A 15,478-nucleotide genomic window follows, 5' to 3' on the forward strand; every position below is an offset into this window, starting at 1 on the left:
CACGCGATCCCGGGCCGTTTCTTGCTGGTGAACTCGCGGCCCTAGGCGGCCACGAACTCGAGCACAGGCAGCTTGTCGAGGCCGAGGCTGGAGTTGTTGATCTTGCGCACCGGCTCGCCGACGCTGATCCGCCGCACGCGCTTGACCAGCGAGCTGAGCACCGCGAACGCCTCGAGCCGGGCCAGACCCTGCCCGGCGCAGGCGTGCACGCCGTAGCCGAAGGAGAGGTGGTCAACGGGGTTCCGCTTGATCAGGAACGCATCCGGGTCCTCGTAGTGGCGCGGGTCGTGGTTCCCGGAGCCGAACAGAACCGCAACGTGCGAGCCGGCAGGAATCGTCGTACCGTCGACCTCGGTCTCCTCCTTGACGAGTCGACCCTGCGCGATCATGAGTGCTTCGTAGCGAAGCACCTCGTTGAATGCAGACGGGATCAGCGACGGGGCCTCGCGGAGGAGCTCCCACTGGTCAGGGTGGGTGGCGAGCTGGTGGATGGCGTTGCCGATCGCGGCGATCGTGGTGTCCATGCCTGCGGCGACGTACTGGTGCACGATGTGGCCGGGGCTGTCGGTCGGGATATCTCCACGTTCCGCGGCGTCGAAGATGGCGCGGCCCATGCTGCCGGCAGCAAGGTCCTCGGCCTTCAGCACGGTCGCCCACTCGAATAGCTCTCCGGCGATCGGGAAGTTCTGTCCGGTCCGCTCGTTCATGGGGCCGAGCACGTTGAACGCCGCTTCACCCCACGCGAGCGTCTTGTCGCGCACCTCGCCCTGGACACCGATGAGGTCGGCGACTACCTGGAGCGGGAGCGCCCGCGCGATGTCGTCGACAGCGTCGAAACCGTCGCGCTCGAGGAGGTCCGTGACGATCCGGTCGGCCTTCTCGTCGATGCTGTCCTTTAGGCCACGGAGGGCGCGTGGCGAGAGGTTCTCGGTGAGGGCAGCTCGCAGGGCCGGGTGGGCAGGTGGATCGGTGGCCAGGGTGGTTCCCTGGAGTGCGCCGTTCATCGCGTCATTGAACGCGACGGCGTTCGATGAGAACGCCTCCCAGTTCGCCAGCGCGTCGCGGATGGCGTCGTAGCGCGTGAGCGCCCAGACGCCGCTGTTCTCGAGGTGGACGACGGCGGCCTGTTCTCGCAGTTCAGCGAAGGTCGGGTACGGGTTCGCCAGATTCTCATCCGACCAGAGATCAATGTCGGATGTTACGGGGGCTTCTACGGTCAACGGGCACCTCACTGGGTTCGTGCGCAGGTGCTTGGGCTCGCACCTTTGCGAGTTCATCGGTGTCCACATTCAAGGGCCTCAAGCGCTCATCCCACAAGTGAATAGTCGGCATGTAGATCATGCGCGTAGCGAATGTTGCGACATCCGAATGATTCCCCTGCGCCACTCTTCGTCTAGGTTGTTGATCATGTTTCGGAATCTCGGTGTTGTCGGCGTGATTGCGGGGGCGCTCGTCTTAGCAGGGTGCGCGGGGACTCCGAGTAGTGAAGCCCCGAGCCCGGGTGCAACTGTTCCGACCCCGCAGCACTCGTACGAGGTACGTCCGATCGCCACACCGGAGGCCGACCTCCAGGTCGGGGACTGTCTGGATGCCGACCGCGTAGTCGTTTCGTGTGATGAGGAGCATATATCCGAGGTGCACCTGGTGCTCACCTTGCCGGACCCTATCGGAACTCCGTATCCCGAGCTAACCGATCTTCACACCAGGGTGAATGCGGCGGACGAGGCAGCCATGATTGCCTACTTCGGAGGCATGCCAACAGCGTCCTACAGTTCGGAAGGTCCGGGGCTCTCCGAGGATGAATGGAACGAGGGCGACCGTCTGGTGATCAGGTCGTTCGCATTCATCAAGGACACAAACGGGGAGCGGATCCCCGTGACGGGGTCGCTGCGCGGGACGTTTGGGGAGCAGTCAAGCCAGTAACTGTCAGTTACTGGCCATCGCCCAAGTGACGCGGATGCCCCCTGAGGGAGGCCTATTCCAGTTTGCGCAACGAACTCCGGCGCAGAATCACGAGAATCAGCAGCGCGATGATGGTGGGCAGGGCGGAGACCAGCCACAGATTCGGATGCAGGATGGTGAGAACGGCATCCTTGGAACAGCGGTGTCAGCTCAGGCGCTCCATCAGGTGGACAGTGACTTCGTCACCGACATCCTTCTTAAGGAGCTTTCGAAGCTTGGCGCTGATCGAGAGCATATGACCACCACGGCCAGTAGGCATGAACGACGTGGTCACGGGTTGGTTATCGACCGTCGCCGTGACCTTGACGGCTTTGCCTGTTCCGAAGAAGGCGGCGGAGTCAGGCATTTCGACGCACGACCATACTTCGCCCTTGACATCGACGCCGATGGGGGCGGTGAATGTGTGATCGAGGGGCGCCGGCGCCGTTCCGGCATTCATGCCGACCTGCTCATTAGACGCACAGTTACCTCGTCGCCGAGCCCCTTGCCAAGGACATTCCGGAATGCCGCACGGAGCGCGAGCATGTGCGTGCCTCCTCCGACGGGCAGCATGGTCGTTGCGTAATCGTGGCCGTCGACCGTGCCGGAGACTTTCACGGACCTACCCGTGCCGAAGAACTCGGCGGAGTCCGGCATCTGCACGCAGAGCCAGCCGCTGTTCGAATCGGCGATGATCTGCGCGGTGAAGGTGACGTCAATCGGTTGGACGGTGATGGAACCGAATTGTGATGCCATGTCACTACTAAACAGGACTCCGGGAAGAGGCGCGAGCGGGGTCGGGTTGGACAGTCATGTGGATAACCCACACGCCCGCGGTCCGGGTGTGGATAACGTGCACGCATGCGCTGGGACAACCTCTTCGATGACCTGGAGAGCCAGCTCGAACACGAACTGCGCGCAGACCGAGTCGATCAAAGCGCCGAGGAGGAGCGGCTCAGGCTCGGCCGGCTGACTATCCGCGACCGGATTGCGGCGCTGCGCGAAGCCGGCGCCGACGTCGCGCTGACCCTCGGCGACGGTGAGCAGATCGTGGTGCGCCCGGCCTCGTTCGGCCGGGACTGGCTCTCCGGCGCCATCGTCGGCACCGACCTGCGGACCGTGCAGTGCGTCGTGCCGATCGCCGCGATCGCCTCGATTATTCTCGCCGCCGACCGGGTGGAGGCCAGCACGGTGACGCCCGCGGCCGAAACCGTGCCCGCGATCACCGAGCGGATCGGCCTGCAATTCGTGCTCCGTGACCTGTGCCGCCGACGCAGCGCAGTGCGGGTCGGCACCCGGCACGGCAGTTTCACCGGAACCATCGACCGGGTCGGCCGCGATCACTTCGACCTCGCCGAACACGAGGCCGGCGACATCCGCCGTCAATCCGCTGTGCTGCGGTACCGGCTGATCCCGTTCGATCAGTTGCTGGTGGTGCGCGTCTGACGTTCGAACAATTCGGGCAGGTCGGCGAACTCTGCCTGGTTGAACAGGCTCATCCGACGTGCCTCCTCGTACTGCGATTCGATGAACGCCTCGAGCACGCTGCGCTCGATCCGCCAGGGACCGTTCGAACCGACGCGGATCGCCGGCAGTTCGCCGGAGCGCACCAACGCGAACGCCTCCTCCACTGTGACGTTGAGCAATTCGGCAGTGTCGGCGACGCTCAGGAACCGGCCGAGCGGCGAAGCGCCCGCGATCTCATCCATGGCTCGATTATCGGCCGGATGCGCCTGTCCTGACTCCGCCTGTGGATAACTTCGACAGCCGATGCCGCCGACTAAGCATCATGGGGAACCTGCGCGTCAGAGGGGAGTGCCCGATGAGAGTCGCCGGCCGCCCGAGCCGGCCCAGGACGTTCTGGGTCGACCCTCGATTTCTCGTCGGTGTGGTGCTCGTCGTCGCCTCGGTCGTCGGGGTGATAGCGGTGATCGGCGCCGCCGACAGCAGCGTGCAGGTCTACGCGGCCCGCGCCGCGCTCGCACCGGGTGACCGGGTGGATGCCGAGGACCTGGTCACGCGAAGCGTTCGGCTCGGCGAGGCACGTGACCGCTACCTCGGACCGGACGAGCTGCCCGACGGCGGAGTGGTCATCTCCCGCCCGGTTTCCGCGGGCGAGTTGCTGCCGCTGTCCGCCGTCGGCCAGAGCAGCGGCGCCCGGCTCGCCGCGGTCGTGGTGACGACGACCGGCGCGCTCAGTCGGGCGGTGACCGAGGGCAGCAGCGTCGATCTGTGGGTGACCAGGCCGGCGGATGCCCCGGACGCGGCACCGCCGACGGTGCTGGTCGGCGCCGCCCACGTGGTCGCGATCGCTGAGCCGGATGGGCTGCTCGCCGGCGAGGAGGGAGCATCCGTCGAACTGCTTGTACCCCGGTCGCGGCTGGCCGGAGTGCTCGAGGCAATCGCGGCGGAGGCGGCGCTGTCCCTGGTGCCGACGACCGTCCCGGTGCGGGGCTGAGATGAGCAGGCTCGCCTTCGCGGTGCCGGTCGAGGTGGAGGATCGGCTCGCCGAGGACTGCCGGCGGTACGGCCACGAGATCATCGCGCGGTGCGACGACGCCGACGAACTTGCCGTCCTGTTGGCCGAGCGCCAGACCGACGGCGCGGTGGTTGCGACCTCACCGCGCTATCTCACGGCGCGGCTGCTGGCGGAGGCGGACCTCGCCGGCACCCGCCTGGTCGGCCTGACAAGCAGTGAGGCCGACCGCCGGCACGCGTCCACGTTGGGTCTCTATGAGCTGGTCGATGTCGCCAGCGAGTGGCATGAAATCGAGGGGCTGCTGGTGGGCGTTCCGACCTCCGCACCGGCAACCCCGGCCGCGTCCGGCGGCCGAGGGACGGTGATCGCGGTCTGGGGGCCGGGCGGCGCACCAGGCAGGACGAGCATCGCGATCACGGTCGCGGCCGAGTTGGCGGCATCCGGTCACTCCGTCGTGCTCGCCGATGCTGACACCTACAGCGGCACGATTGCGCCAGCGTTGGGGCTGCTCGACGAGTCGCCAGGTTTCGCCGCGGCCTGCCGGCTGGCCGGTGCCGGTGCGTTCACCGCCGCCGAGTTCGACCGGATCGCGCAACCGTTCGGCAGCGGCCAGCGCGGCTTCCGGGTGCTCACCGGGATCGGCCGCCCGCATCGCTGGCCGGAGCTGTCGGCCGCGCGGGTCGCCGCCGTGCTGACCGCGGTGCGCGGCTGGGCGGACTACGTCGTGGTCGACACCGGCTTCAATCTCGAGCGCGACGAGGAGATCTCAAGCGACCTGCACGCGCCGCGCCGGAACGCTGCCACCCTGACCGCGCTGCGGGAGGCTGATCGGGTGATCGCGGTCGGCGCGGCGGACCCGGTCGGGTTGTCGCGCTTCCTGCGTGCGCACGTCGACCTGCTCGAGACGGTCACCACCGAGAAGATCCTCGTGGTGATGAACCGGGTGCGGGCAAGCGCGATCGGGCTGAACCCGGGCGGGCAGATCGCCGAAACGCTGTACCGGTTCGGCGGAATCTCCGACCCGACGCTCGTGCCCTATGACCGCACCGCCTTCGACGCGGCGTTGCTCGGCGCGAGCACGGTGACGGATGCCGCGGGCCGTTCTCGTGCGAGGCAGGCAGTCCGCGACCTGGTGGCTCGAAGCATCCTCGATCCGGTCGCAACGCCCAGCCGCCGTGGCCTTCGCCGAGGTCGGGCTGCTCCAAAGGAGCGATTAGCCTAGGTCTGTGTCGACCCTCAGTGATCTAGTTCAGGCGCACGGCAGCGCATCCGACGCGGACATCGAATGGCTGCATTTGCTGGTCGGAGACTGGCAGTTGCTCGCCGACCTCGCCTTCGCCGACATTGTGCTCTGGGTGCCGACCGTCGACGACGACAGCTTCGTGGCCGTCGCTCACGCCCGGCCGTCCAGTTCGGCAACGCTGTTCTACCGCGACTTCGTCGGCCAGCGGATCAAGCCCGAATGGAAGAACCTCGTCACCGACGCGTTCACCCGTGCGAAGATCGTCGACACGGCCTCGCCCGATTGGTACGAGGAGACCCCGACCCGGGTGCGTGCGGTGCCGGTCATGCGGCGGCTCGCACCAAGCGGCAAGGAGACCACCGAGACTCCGGTCGCCGTGGTCACCCGGCACACCAATCTCAGCGAGGCGCGCACGCCGAGCCGGCAGGAACTGACCTTCAACGCCTGCGCCAACGACCTGTTCGAGATGATCGCATCCGGCGATTTCCCCGACCTGGCTGCGCCGAGCGGTCCGCGACGCGGTGCACCACGCGCCTCGGACGGGCTGATCAAGCTCGACGTCGACGGCATGGTCACCTTCGCTAGCCCGAACGGGCTGTCCGCGTTCAACCGGATGGGTTTCGAGGGCGAGCTCGAGGGGGAGTCGCTCGCCGAGGTCACCACCAAATTGCTGACCGGCAAGCTCATCGTCGACGAGTCGTTGCCGCTGGTGGTCACCGGGCGGGCGCCGTGGCGCACCGACATTGAGGCGCGCGGGGTCACCGTCACGCTCCGGGCGATCCCGATCCGGGACCGCGGGGAGCGGGTTGGCGCGATCGTGCTCTGCCGCGACGTCACCGAGGTGCGGCACCAGGAGCGGGAGCTGATCACGAAGGATGCCACCATCCGCGAGATCCACCACCGGGTGAAGAACAACCTGCAGACGGTCGCGTCGTTGTTGCGCATCCAGGCGCGCCGCACGCACAGTGACGTCGCCCGGGAAGCGCTCGGCCAGGCCATGCGGCGGGTCGCGGCGATCGCCGTCGTGCACGACACCCTGTCGGAAGGGCTCAACCAGGACGTCGACTTCGATGTGGTGTTCGACCGGGTGCTGCTGCTGGTCGCCGAAGTCGCGGCCAGCCACAACACCACCGTGCACCCCAAGTCGACCGGCCGGTTCGGCACGCTGCCGAGTGAGTACGCGACGCCGCTTGCGCTCGCGCTGACCGAGTTGGTGACCAACGCGGTGGAACACGGGCTCGCCGGTCGCGACGGGAACGTCACGATCCACGCGGAGCGTTCGGACGGGCAGCTCGCGGTCAAGGTCGTCGACGATGGGGCCGGCCTGCCCGAGGGGAAGGTCGGTTCCGGACTCGGCACTCAGATCGTGCGCACCCTGATCCAGGGTGAGCTGAGCGGAACCATCGACTGGCACACCCTTGAGGGTGAGGGCACCGAGGTCACCATTGAGGTGCCGCTGCTCTACCTGAGGAAAAAGAAGTAGCGGCGGCATCCGTAGCTCTTCGCACGCGGCGTCCCTCGCCGGCGCTAGCCTTTCGGCTTTGCGCGCGCGAAACTTCACTAGCGCGGGGCCGGATCGCTAGCGCGAAGGCCCAACGCGCTGCAACGCCGCGAAGGCTGAGAACGCAACACAACGCAAAACGCAACGCGACGCGGTGGCAACGCAAAAACCCGGGAGCACGAGGCTCCCGGGTTCGCTGGAGAGCTTAGGAAGCGCGGCGGGCGCGAGCGGCGCGACGCTTGAGAGCGCGACGCTCGTCTTCGCTCAGTCCGCCCCAGACGCCCGAGTCCTGGTTGGTCTCGAGGGCGTACTGCAGGCACAGTTCGGTGACCGAGCAGCGTCCGCAAACCGACTTCGCCTTCTCAATCTGGTCCACCGCGGGGCCGGTGTTACCCACCGGGAAAAACAGCTCGGGGTCGACCGTGAGGCAAGCGGCCTTGTCACGCCAATCCATGAATAGGTACTCCTTTGGGGCATACGAACAACGACAGGTTTAAGCCTGTTGAGGGGGGAGGGGAAGGTTTCCGGGAAGGCCCACCGCGTTGTAGGCGCCAAAACAACCTCAGATAGGTTCTCATAGGGAGTACGCCAAATCAATAGTTTTGTATGGGACAACCCTGTGAATCACACCCGCACGTCACCTCTCGTTTACCTGCTCGCCATCGTTTTGTTCGCTGAATGTGCTGTGCTGGCCGGGGCAACGGCTTTTCTGATCGTCGAATTGTTCATTGCCACGCCGGAGTCCTACGCGAGCGCGGTGGCCCTGGTCGTGCTGGTTGCGATCGCCGCCATCTGGCTCGGCGCGATCGCCGTTGCCACTTTGCGCCGACGCCCGTGGATCCGCGGCGCCGCGCTCGTCTGGCAAGTTCTTCAGATCGCCGTGGCGATCGGCAGCTTCCAAGGGCTGACGCCGCGCGCAGACATCGGCTGGGCGCTGCTCGTCCCGGCCGTGCTCGCGATCGTGCTGCTGTTCACGCCGGCGGTGGTGGCGCAGACGTCGCGGGCGAAGCCAGGCGAGCCGGGCGACGCCGGTACCTCAGGCAGTTCAGACGATTCAGGCCGCGACGCCGAGTAGCTTCCGGATACGGGCGACGTGCCCGGTCGCCTTCACGTTGTAGAGCGCGTGCTGAATTCGGCCATCCTCGCCGACGATGAAGGTGGAGCGGATGACTCCGTCAACCAGCTTCCCGTAGAGGCTTTTCTTACCCCACGCGCCGTACGCGTTGTGCGTGCCGAGGTTCGGGTCGCTCAGGAGCGGGAAGTTCAATCCATCGCGCTCTTCGAACTGCTTGAGCTTCTCCGGCTCATCCTTCGAGATACCGACCACCTGCACGCCGGCGCCGACGAGGGAGCTGAGGCTGTCGCGGAAGTCGCAGGCCTCCTTGGTGCATCCCGGGGTCATCGCGGCGGGATAGAAGTAGACGATGACACTCGAGCCGGCGAAGTCCGACAGCGACACCTGGTCGCCGTTCTGGTCGGTGAGGGTGAAGGCGGGGGCGGTGTCGCCAGCGGTCAACTGCGTCATCGGAACTCCTGTCGTGTTTCCTCCAGCCTAGGTCGCTGGCGTGGGCGATCCGGGTCTCGGTGATTTGTCCACAGGGACCGGCGGGTGCTATCGTTTCTTCTCGGCCCGTTACGACAGGCCACGCACCTCTAGCTCAATTGGCAGAGCAACTGACTCTTAATCAGTGGGTTCCGGGTTCAAGTCCCGGGGGGTGTACGGAAGCCCCGCGACTCTCGCCAGTCCGGGGCTTTTTTCTTTGGGATGACCGGGTCGCGTTCGTTGTACCAACCCGACGTGGCCGGCCATCGATTGACCACTCTCGGCAGCGATTCACCGCTTAATAGCCAGGTCCGCGACACGGAACACGGGTTTCGGCGCCCAAATGTAACAAATTGGCAACGGTGGCCGATCCCTGTTCCCAAGCGGGTTTGAGCGGTAATCAGCTCCACCACTGACCCCTAGATAAGTCATACGTATGGGCTCTCGGAGCGGAGGCCACTGCTAGCGTCGTAGGTGGTTTTACGACCCAACTCGCCAGGACGCGCATGCTTGGGAGCCTCCTAGTGGCTCCGCTTGCATTCGTACGGTGAGACGGTGATGCACACGACCCCGATGGTCGAGTGGGCCCCAGTCGGCCAACCATCGTCTACCCGTCCGCAACGACTCACGCGCGCCGTTCGCTTCGCCGTTCGGCCGTGTGTCGGAGAAACCAACCCGTGACAGACACGATTGCCGTCAAAGCTGACCAGCTGTTCAAAGTATTTGGAAAAAGACCGCGCGAGGCTGTCCGTGCCCTGAGCAGCGGACGCAGCCGACAGGATGTCGCCGACCTCGGCACCGCCGCGGTGATCGACGCCTCATTCGAGGTGAAGCAGGGCGAGATCTTCGTCGTGATGGGCCTGTCCGGTTCGGGCAAGTCGACCCTCATCCGCATGCTGAACGGCTTGCTCGATGCGACATCCGGCAGCGTCACGATCGCCGGAGAGCCGATCACGGGTGTGAGCGCGAGCCAAGTCAGGGACGTGCGTCGCAAGCGGGTCTCGATGGTGTTCCAGCACTTCGCCCTGCTCCCGCACCGCACCGTGCTCGACAACATCGCCTACGGGCTCGAGGTGCAGGGCATGTCCCGCACCGAACGGCTCGCCAAGTCCCGCGAGATGGTCCGCCTGGTCGGCCTCGCCGGCTGGGAAGACAAGATGCCGTCGGAACTGTCGGGCGGAATGCAGCAGCGCGTCGGCATCGCCCGCGCCCTGGCAGCCGACACCGACGTGCTGCTGATGGACGAAGCGTTCTCGGCCCTTGACCCGCTGATCCGCCGCGAGATGCAGGAGCAGCTGCTCGAACTGCAATCCGACCTCGGCAAGACCATCATCTTCATCACCCACGACCTCAACGAGGCGATGTTCCTCGGCGACCGGATCGCGGTCATGCGCGACGGCCGGATCGTGCAGATCGGCACTCCCGAGGAGATCCTGACCGACCCGGCGAACGACTACGTCGCCCAATTCGTGCAGGATGTCGACCGCGCCCGCGTGCTCACCGCCGCAAGCGTGATGGAACCGGCCCGCGCCGTGGTCGCAATCACTGCCGGCCCGCGCGGGGCACTCCGCACCATGCGCGACCTGCAAAGCGCCGCGACCCTGGTGCTCGGCCGCAACCGCCGGCTTGAGGGCGCCGTCCGCGACCAGGACGTGCTGAAGCAGGTCCGCGCCGGCGGCACCGACCTGCGCGCGATCATCCAGACCGACCTGTCGACCGTCGGCCCCGACACCCCACTGGTCGACCTCGTCGGCTTCTCCGTGGAAAGCGACGTGCCGATCGCGGTCGTCGATGAGGACAACCGACTGCTCGGAGTCATCCCGCGTGTCACCCTGCTCGCCGCACTCGGCAACGTGACCACCCACACCGGCGACGTTCAGATCGTTGAACCGCCCAGCACGATCCCGGTCAGCATCATCACCGAGACGCTGCGTGAGACCGACGAGACCGGCGCGACCGGAGCAACCCGCGCGGCCAGCGAGACCGGCGGAAGCGACGCCAAGGCTTCGAATGCGCCGACACCGAGCGAGGGAGTGCTCCGATGACCGACTTCCGTCTGCCGCTCGGCGAATGGGCCGAGACGTTCGTCGATTTCATCACCGAGTACTTCGGCGGCTTCTTCAACGTCATCCGCGACATCTTCAATGCGGCCTACGACGCCGTCGATCTGGTGCTGTCCTCACCGCCGTTCTTCGTCATCATCGCCGTCGCGGCGCTGCTTGCCCTCGCCGTTCGCGGCTGGAAGCTCGCGGTCGGCACCATTCTGGGACTGCTCATCGTGGTCGGTGTGAACCAGTGGGACAACGCGATGAACACGCTCGCGCTCGTGCTCGTCGCGAGCGTCGTTGCCATCCTGATCAGCGTGCCGATCGGTGTGCTGGCTGCTCGATCCAGGGTGGCCTCTGCGATCATCCGACCGGTGCTCGACTTCATGCAGACCATGCCCGGACTCGTGTACCTGGTCCCCGCTCTGATTCTGTTCCGCGTCGGCGTCGTGCCCGGCATCGTCGCGACCATCATCTTCGCAATGGCCCCCGGCGTGCGGATGACCGAGCTCGGCATCCGCGGTGTCGATCGTGAGGTCGTCGAGGCAGGCCAGGCATTCGGCTCGTCGCCGGGGCGCATCCTTCGGCAGATTCAGCTTCCGCTCGCGATGCCCTCGATCCTCGCCGGGATCAATCAGGTCATCATGCTCTCGCTGTCGATGGTCGTCATCGCCGGAATGGTCGGCGCCGGCGGCCTTGGTGGCGACGTCGTCCTCGCTCTGGGTCGTATCGACGTCGCGCTCGGCTTCGAAGCCGGAATCTCTGTCGTGATCCTGGCGATCTTCCTCGACCGGGTGACCTCGTCCCTCGGCCAGGGGAGCACCCCGCTGGGCAAGCTGCTCGCGTCGTTCCCGGCCAAGAAACCGACGACGCCGGCAGCCGCTCCGGGTGCTTCGGCTCCGGATGCTTCGGCACCAGCCGCTGTTCCGACCTCGAAATCGGATGCCTCGAAGCCGGAGCTCATCGCCCGCTGACCTGCCTACCGCCGGTCGAGCTCGCCGAGACCCTCGACCAGCGGAGTCCAAGCTCGCGACCGCACCAGCGCTCGTGATCCTGCATGCATTCGCGCATGCGCCATCCGTCAACCCCCCTCGTCGCACAGCAGGCGAGAAGAAAGGAAGACACCATGAAGAAGCGCACCTCCGCGCTCATCGCCGCCGGAGCCGTCACGGCTCTCGCACTGTCCGGCTGCTCCGCCGACGCCGGCTCCGCAGCAACCCTGGAGAACGGCGACAAGTCGACTCTCGATATCGCCGTCTTCAACGGCTGGGATGAGGGCGTCGCCGTCTCCGAACTGTGGAAGGCCGTGCTCGAAGAGAAGGGCTACACGGTCAACCTCGAGTACGCCGACCCGGCTCCGGTCTTCTCCGGCCTGTCAACCGGCGACTACGACCTCAACATGGATGTGTGGCTGCCGGTCACGCACGAGAGCTACATCGAGGAGTACGGCGACGACATCGTCGACCTCGGTGCCTGGAACGAGGAGTCGAAGCTCACCATCGCGGTGAACGAGGACGCCCCGATCGACTCGCTGGCTGAACTGGCCGAGAACGCCGACCTGTTCAACAACCTCCTCGTCGGCATCGAGCCGGGTGCCGGTCTCACGAAGGCCACCACCGAGCAGGTCATCCCGACCTACGGTCTCGACGACATGGAATACCTCACTTCGTCGACCGCCGCCATGCTGACCGAGCTGACCGCCGCCACCAAGAACGGCGAGAACATCGCGGTCACCCTCTGGGAGCCGCACTGGGCCTACGGCGCCTTCCCGTTGAAGAACCTTGAAGACCCCGAGGGAACCCTGGGCGGCACCGAGAGCCTGCACTCGTACGCACGGGACGGCTTCGAGGAGGACTACCCGACGCTGGCCGAGTGGATCAAGAACTTCGAGATGGACCTCGACACGCTCTACTCGCTCGAGACTGCCATGTTCGTCGACAACGACACGGACGACTACGGTCCGATCATTGAGAAGTGGATCTCGGAGAACCAGGAGTACGTCGACTCGCTCACCAGCTAGTCGCACGACCTGAATGAGGACCCCGCCGACCCGGTGGGGTCCTCTTTGCGTTGGGGCGCTCCCCGCTGGTCGAGCTTGCCGAGACCGGTCTCGGCAAGCTCGATCCGCGAGCAGGCCTGACCGGCGGTGTGGGACTACGATCGCCCCATGATCCCCGTCGAGAACCTGCTCGCGTTCACACTCGCGTCGGTCATCATCGTCGCGATCCCCGGACCCAGCGTGTTGTTCGTGATCGGTCGCGCGCTCGTTCTCGGCCGAACCGGCGCCCTGCTCAGCGTGCTTGGCAACGCCATGGGGGTCTTTGTCCAGGTGATCCTGGTCGCGGCCGGCCTCGGCGTGCTCATCGAACAGTCGGTCGTGCTGTTCACCGTCGTCAAGTTCGCCGGGGCAGCGTTCCTTATCTACTTAGGCATCCAAGCCATCCGGCACCGGAAGAGCAGGATGACCACCGATATCGGCCGCGTCGGAGGTGTCCGGCGAGTGCTTGGCGAAAGCTTCATCGTCGGCATCTCCAACCCGAAGACGGTGGTGTTCTTCATCGCCGTGCTCCCGCAGTTCGTCGCACCGGGGGTCGGCTGGGTACCCCTTCAGATGCTGCTGTTCGGCGCAATCTTCCTCGCCATCGCGGTTGCCCTCGACAGCGTGTGGGCCCTCGCCGCCGGAGCCGCCCGGGACTGGTTCGGCCGATCGCCGCGCCGCATCGCGGGCCTCAGCGCCACCGGCGGCGCCGCGATGATCGCGCTCGGCGGCACGCTCGCCGTCACTGGCGCCAAGAGCTGACGCGAAAAGCTGACACTCCCGCGTCAGGCCTTCGAGGCGGACACTACAGGGATGAGACCGACTCGACTGCCCGATGCGCGGTACTTCGCTCTCACCTGGGCCATCCCAGAGAACTACGCGGGCATGACGACGGCAATCTTCCGCCGCTCCCGGGCGTTCGACGAGCATGGCGCTGCCGTCACTGTGCTCACCTTCGATGCGCGCCCCGACTATCCGGAATTCACCGAGCGACTGCGCGCCAACGGCACGCTCTCGCCGGGAACGACCATCCTTAATCTCTGGGAATGGCTGCGTGAGCATGACCTGCCCGGCAAGCCGGTGCCGCCCGGGGCGGTGTTCAGCCCGATCGGCTCGCTTGAGGGTCTCGGCAAGCTCGACCAGCGGGATGGGCTCGACAAGTGGGAGCACCTCGATCTGCGGGAGGCAGACGGCTGGCCCGGCGAGACCGCGCTCACTCGCACCCGCATGGCGGAGGATGACCGCACCGTCCTGCAGGTGGACTACTTCCGGGCAGATGGGTCGCTGCTCGCCAGCGACCGGCGGGATTGCCGCAAGCTCGGAACGCCGGGCGGACGATCGGTCGTGCTGTGCGACCGAAACGGGCAACCGCTGTCGCACTGGTCACGGATCATCCCGCTGTACCACGCCTGGGTCGACGCCCTCACCGGTGGAGAGAACAGCGTGCTGATCATTGACAGCAAAACGGTGGCAACCAGCTTCATCGGTTACCGCCGGCGCAACGTCCTCACCGTGCACGTGGTTCACGGCTCGCACCTCGCCGATCCACGCAACAGTGCGAGTGGATTCAGTGCGACGCGACGCCACGTGTTCGAGAACCTGAATGAGTTCAACGCCACCGTGCTGCTCAGCGAGCGCCAACGCCAGGATGTGCTCAGTCTCGCCCCCGAAGCCCGAACGCTTCGCGTCATCCCGAACGCGGTTCCGCTCGGGCCGTCCCCGGCTCCACACCGGAATCGCGACGCCGGAGTGATGCTGGCCTCGCTGCACTTCCGCAAGAGAGTCGAGGACGCCATCGCCGCGAGCGCCTCCGCGAACGCCCGGCTCGACGTGTACGGCGACGGTCCACTTCGCGACCGGCTGCAGCGCGAGATCGATGATTCAGGGGCGGGCGATCGGATCCGGCTCCGCGGCTACGACGCCGCGGCGAAGGACCAGCTGGCCGCTGCTTCGTTCCTGCTGCTCACCTCCACGGCGGAGGGGTTCCCGTTGGTGCTGCTTGAGAGCATGGCGGCCGGGTGCATCCCGATTGCCTACGACGTTCGCTACGGTCCTGACGAACTGATTCGAGACGGCGAGAACGGATTCCTCGTCCCCGACGGTGATCGGGCGGCCCTCGCGGCCGCGATCGTTCGGCTGCAGCGGATGCCCGAGCCTCAAGTCCGCGCGATGCGGGAGCAGGCCAGAGAAACGGCGGAGCAATATTCGCCGGACGCCATCATGGCCAGGTGGGCGTCCCAGCTGCACCGGCTGCTCAGGCTGAAACGGCGGCGCTCATTTCGAGCGCGCCTTCGTCGGCGGATTCGTCGGCTGGTCTTGTCAGGCTTCGTGAGTGCCCTGAACTCGGTCTCGGCAGGCTCGACCAGCGGAAGTGCAGGCTCGATCAGCGGAAGCGAGGGCTCGACCAGCGAACGTATTCCGCGTTCGTGAGCGAGGGAGCGCTCAGCTCTCCAGCTTGCGGCGAATGTTGTCGGATTCCTTCGCGACCGTGCCGATGGCGATCGCGAGCGTGCACGCCCAGCTGATCCACATCAGCACCAGGCGCCAGTCACGCGGACCTTTTCGGGTTGCCTGCACGGTGCTCCAACCGCCGAACATGGCGCTCAGGATGCTGGTGTTGAGAATGAATTTGCGCACATCGCCTCCTCGATTTCCTCTCAAACGCTACCCGCTTCATCCGACACGTGG

General features: G+C 66.2%; 18 protein-coding genes and 1 tRNA gene. 12 read left to right on the forward strand and 7 right to left on the reverse strand.

The features are described 5' to 3' along the window. Positions 1-41: 41 nt before the first annotated feature. Positions 42-1,220: a cytochrome P450 gene (locus GO591_RS02660; RefSeq protein ID WP_232466249.1), complete on the reverse strand. Its 1,179-nt coding sequence runs from the start codon at positions 1,218-1,220 to the stop codon at positions 42-44. Positions 1,221-1,407: 187 nt separating this feature from the next. On the opposite strand from GO591_RS02660, the gene GO591_RS02665 reads away from it, so the two are divergent. Next, positions 1,408-1,923 (forward strand): septum formation family protein, encoded by a 516-nt coding sequence (locus GO591_RS02665; protein ID WP_157155394.1) that lies wholly within the window; start codon positions 1,408-1,410, stop codon positions 1,921-1,923. Between the two features lie 184 nt (positions 1,924-2,107). Here the strand turns inward: GO591_RS02665 and GO591_RS02670 are convergent, their stop codons facing one another. Together GO591_RS02670 and GO591_RS02675 are read right to left on the reverse strand one after the other, a co-directional pair. Beyond that, on the reverse strand, positions 2,108-2,401 hold the full coding sequence (locus tag GO591_RS02670) for a DUF1905 domain-containing protein (protein WP_157155395.1): 294 nt from the start codon (positions 2,399-2,401) through the stop codon (positions 2,108-2,110). Beyond that, a complete protein-coding gene (locus GO591_RS02675; RefSeq protein ID WP_157155396.1) occupies positions 2,398-2,697 on the reverse strand; it encodes a DUF1905 domain-containing protein in 300 nt (99 codons plus the stop codon). The genes GO591_RS02670 and GO591_RS02675 overlap by 4 nt, the downstream gene beginning before the upstream one ends. Before the next feature lie 105 nt (positions 2,698-2,802). Here GO591_RS02675 and GO591_RS02680 point away from each other — a divergent pair, with 105 nt between their 5' ends. Next, complete coding sequence (locus tag GO591_RS02680) at positions 2,803-3,387, forward strand: hypothetical protein (protein ID WP_157155397.1); 585 nt, start codon at positions 2,803-2,805, stop codon at positions 3,385-3,387. On the opposite strand, the gene GO591_RS02685 is transcribed toward GO591_RS02680, so the two are convergent. Next, a complete protein-coding gene (locus tag GO591_RS02685) occupies positions 3,363-3,650 on the reverse strand; it encodes a helix-turn-helix domain-containing protein (protein ID WP_157155398.1) in 288 nt (95 codons plus the stop codon). The two genes, GO591_RS02680 and GO591_RS02685, sit on opposite strands and share 25 nt — an antisense overlap. 113 nt (positions 3,651-3,763) lie before the next feature. Here GO591_RS02685 and GO591_RS02690 point away from each other — a divergent pair, with 113 nt between their 5' ends. From GO591_RS02690 to GO591_RS02700, 3 genes are read left to right on the forward strand one after another with little or no spacing between them, the layout of a single operon-like run. Then, complete coding sequence (locus GO591_RS02690; protein WP_157155399.1) at positions 3,764-4,399, forward strand: SAF domain-containing protein; 636 nt, start codon at positions 3,764-3,766, stop codon at positions 4,397-4,399. Position 4,400: 1 nt separating this feature from the next. Beyond that, entirely contained in the window at positions 4,401-5,642 is a 1,242-nt protein-coding gene (locus GO591_RS02695) for a CpaE/TadZ family protein (protein ID WP_157155400.1), read from the forward strand. 4 nt (positions 5,643-5,646) lie between these two features. Next, complete coding sequence (locus GO591_RS02700; RefSeq protein WP_157155401.1) at positions 5,647-7,146, forward strand: sensor histidine kinase; 1,500 nt, start codon at positions 5,647-5,649, stop codon at positions 7,144-7,146. A gap of 223 nt (positions 7,147-7,369) precedes the next feature. Here the strand turns inward: GO591_RS02700 and GO591_RS02705 are convergent, their stop codons facing one another. Then, positions 7,370-7,618 carry a WhiB family transcriptional regulator gene (locus GO591_RS02705; protein WP_157155402.1) on the reverse strand — a complete coding sequence of 83 codons (249 nt, stop codon included), beginning with the start codon at positions 7,616-7,618 and terminating at the stop codon, positions 7,370-7,372. Between the two features lie 165 nt (positions 7,619-7,783). On the opposite strand from GO591_RS02705, the gene GO591_RS02710 reads away from it, so the two are divergent. Continuing rightward, positions 7,784-8,239 (forward strand): hypothetical protein, encoded by a 456-nt coding sequence (locus GO591_RS02710; RefSeq protein ID WP_198295532.1) that lies wholly within the window; start codon positions 7,784-7,786, stop codon positions 8,237-8,239. On the opposite strand, the gene bcp is transcribed toward GO591_RS02710, so the two are convergent. After that, the gene (gene bcp, locus GO591_RS02715) at positions 8,219-8,689 is read right to left on the reverse strand and encodes a thioredoxin-dependent thiol peroxidase (protein WP_157155403.1); all 471 of its coding nucleotides are present in this window, start codon (positions 8,687-8,689) and stop codon (positions 8,219-8,221) included. The genes GO591_RS02710 and bcp overlap by 21 nt on opposite strands. Positions 8,690-8,811: 122 nt before the next feature. On the opposite strand from bcp, the gene GO591_RS02720 reads away from it, so the two are divergent. The 6 genes from GO591_RS02720 (at position 8,812) to GO591_RS02745 (ending at position 15,220) form a co-directional block, all read left to right on the forward strand. Next, positions 8,812-8,884 (forward strand) — tRNA-Lys (locus GO591_RS02720). Between the two features lie 500 nt (positions 8,885-9,384). Continuing rightward, a complete protein-coding gene (locus tag GO591_RS02725) occupies positions 9,385-10,752 on the forward strand; it encodes a quaternary amine ABC transporter ATP-binding protein (protein ID WP_157155404.1) in 1,368 nt (455 codons plus the stop codon). Beyond that, on the forward strand, positions 10,749-11,726 hold the full coding sequence (locus GO591_RS02730) for an ABC transporter permease (RefSeq protein ID WP_157155405.1): 978 nt from the start codon (positions 10,749-10,751) through the stop codon (positions 11,724-11,726). Before GO591_RS02725 ends, GO591_RS02730 begins: the two co-directional genes overlap by 4 nt. Before the next feature lie 152 nt (positions 11,727-11,878). Beyond that, the gene (locus tag GO591_RS02735; RefSeq protein WP_157155406.1) at positions 11,879-12,772 is read left to right on the forward strand and encodes a glycine betaine ABC transporter substrate-binding protein; all 894 of its coding nucleotides are present in this window, start codon (positions 11,879-11,881) and stop codon (positions 12,770-12,772) included. A gap of 147 nt (positions 12,773-12,919) precedes the next feature. Further along, the gene (locus GO591_RS02740) at positions 12,920-13,552 is read left to right on the forward strand and encodes a LysE family translocator (protein WP_157155407.1); all 633 of its coding nucleotides are present in this window, start codon (positions 12,920-12,922) and stop codon (positions 13,550-13,552) included. Between the two features lie 51 nt (positions 13,553-13,603). Next, positions 13,604-15,220 carry a glycosyltransferase gene (locus GO591_RS02745; protein ID WP_157155408.1) on the forward strand — a complete coding sequence of 539 codons (1,617 nt, stop codon included), beginning with the start codon at positions 13,604-13,606 and terminating at the stop codon, positions 15,218-15,220. Between the two features lie 12 nt (positions 15,221-15,232). Here the strand turns inward: GO591_RS02745 and GO591_RS02750 are convergent, their stop codons facing one another. Beyond that, positions 15,233-15,427 carry a hypothetical protein gene (locus GO591_RS02750; RefSeq protein WP_157155409.1) on the reverse strand — a complete coding sequence of 65 codons (195 nt, stop codon included), beginning with the start codon at positions 15,425-15,427 and terminating at the stop codon, positions 15,233-15,235. Positions 15,428-15,478 lie beyond the last annotated feature (51 nt).

The sequence above is a fragment of the Diaminobutyricimonas sp. LJ205 genome (assembly GCF_009755725.1).
Classification (GTDB): Bacteria; Actinomycetota; Actinomycetes; order Actinomycetales; family Microbacteriaceae; genus Ruicaihuangia.

What these genes read in the sequence shown, in the direction of transcription:
- GO591_RS02665 (WP_157155394.1), top strand. Translation starts at nt 1,408, where the DNA reads ATGTTTCGGAATCTCGGTGTTGTCGGCGTGATTGCGGGGGCGCTCGTC.
- GO591_RS02670 (WP_157155395.1), bottom strand. Translation starts at nt 2,401, where the DNA reads ATGAATGCCGGAACGGCGCCGGCGCCCCTCGATCACACATTCACCGCC.
- GO591_RS02675 (WP_157155396.1), bottom strand. Translation starts at nt 2,697, where the DNA reads ATGGCATCACAATTCGGTTCCATCACCGTCCAACCGATTGACGTCACC.
- GO591_RS02680 (WP_157155397.1), top strand. Translation starts at nt 2,803, where the DNA reads ATGCGCTGGGACAACCTCTTCGATGACCTGGAGAGCCAGCTCGAACAC.
- GO591_RS02685 (WP_157155398.1), bottom strand. Translation starts at nt 3,650, where the DNA reads ATGGATGAGATCGCGGGCGCTTCGCCGCTCGGCCGGTTCCTGAGCGTC.
- GO591_RS02690 (WP_157155399.1), top strand. Translation starts at nt 3,764, where the DNA reads ATGAGAGTCGCCGGCCGCCCGAGCCGGCCCAGGACGTTCTGGGTCGAC.
- GO591_RS02695 (WP_157155400.1), top strand. Translation starts at nt 4,401, where the DNA reads ATGAGCAGGCTCGCCTTCGCGGTGCCGGTCGAGGTGGAGGATCGGCTC.
- GO591_RS02705 (WP_157155402.1), bottom strand. Translation starts at nt 7,618, where the DNA reads ATGGATTGGCGTGACAAGGCCGCTTGCCTCACGGTCGACCCCGAGCTG.
- bcp (WP_157155403.1), bottom strand. Translation starts at nt 8,689, where the DNA reads ATGACGCAGTTGACCGCTGGCGACACCGCCCCCGCCTTCACCCTCACC.
- GO591_RS02730 (WP_157155405.1), top strand. Translation starts at nt 10,749, where the DNA reads ATGACCGACTTCCGTCTGCCGCTCGGCGAATGGGCCGAGACGTTCGTC.
- GO591_RS02735 (WP_157155406.1), top strand. Translation starts at nt 11,879, where the DNA reads ATGAAGAAGCGCACCTCCGCGCTCATCGCCGCCGGAGCCGTCACGGCT.
- GO591_RS02740 (WP_157155407.1), top strand. Translation starts at nt 12,920, where the DNA reads ATGATCCCCGTCGAGAACCTGCTCGCGTTCACACTCGCGTCGGTCATC.
- GO591_RS02745 (WP_157155408.1), top strand. Translation starts at nt 13,604, where the DNA reads ATGAGACCGACTCGACTGCCCGATGCGCGGTACTTCGCTCTCACCTGG.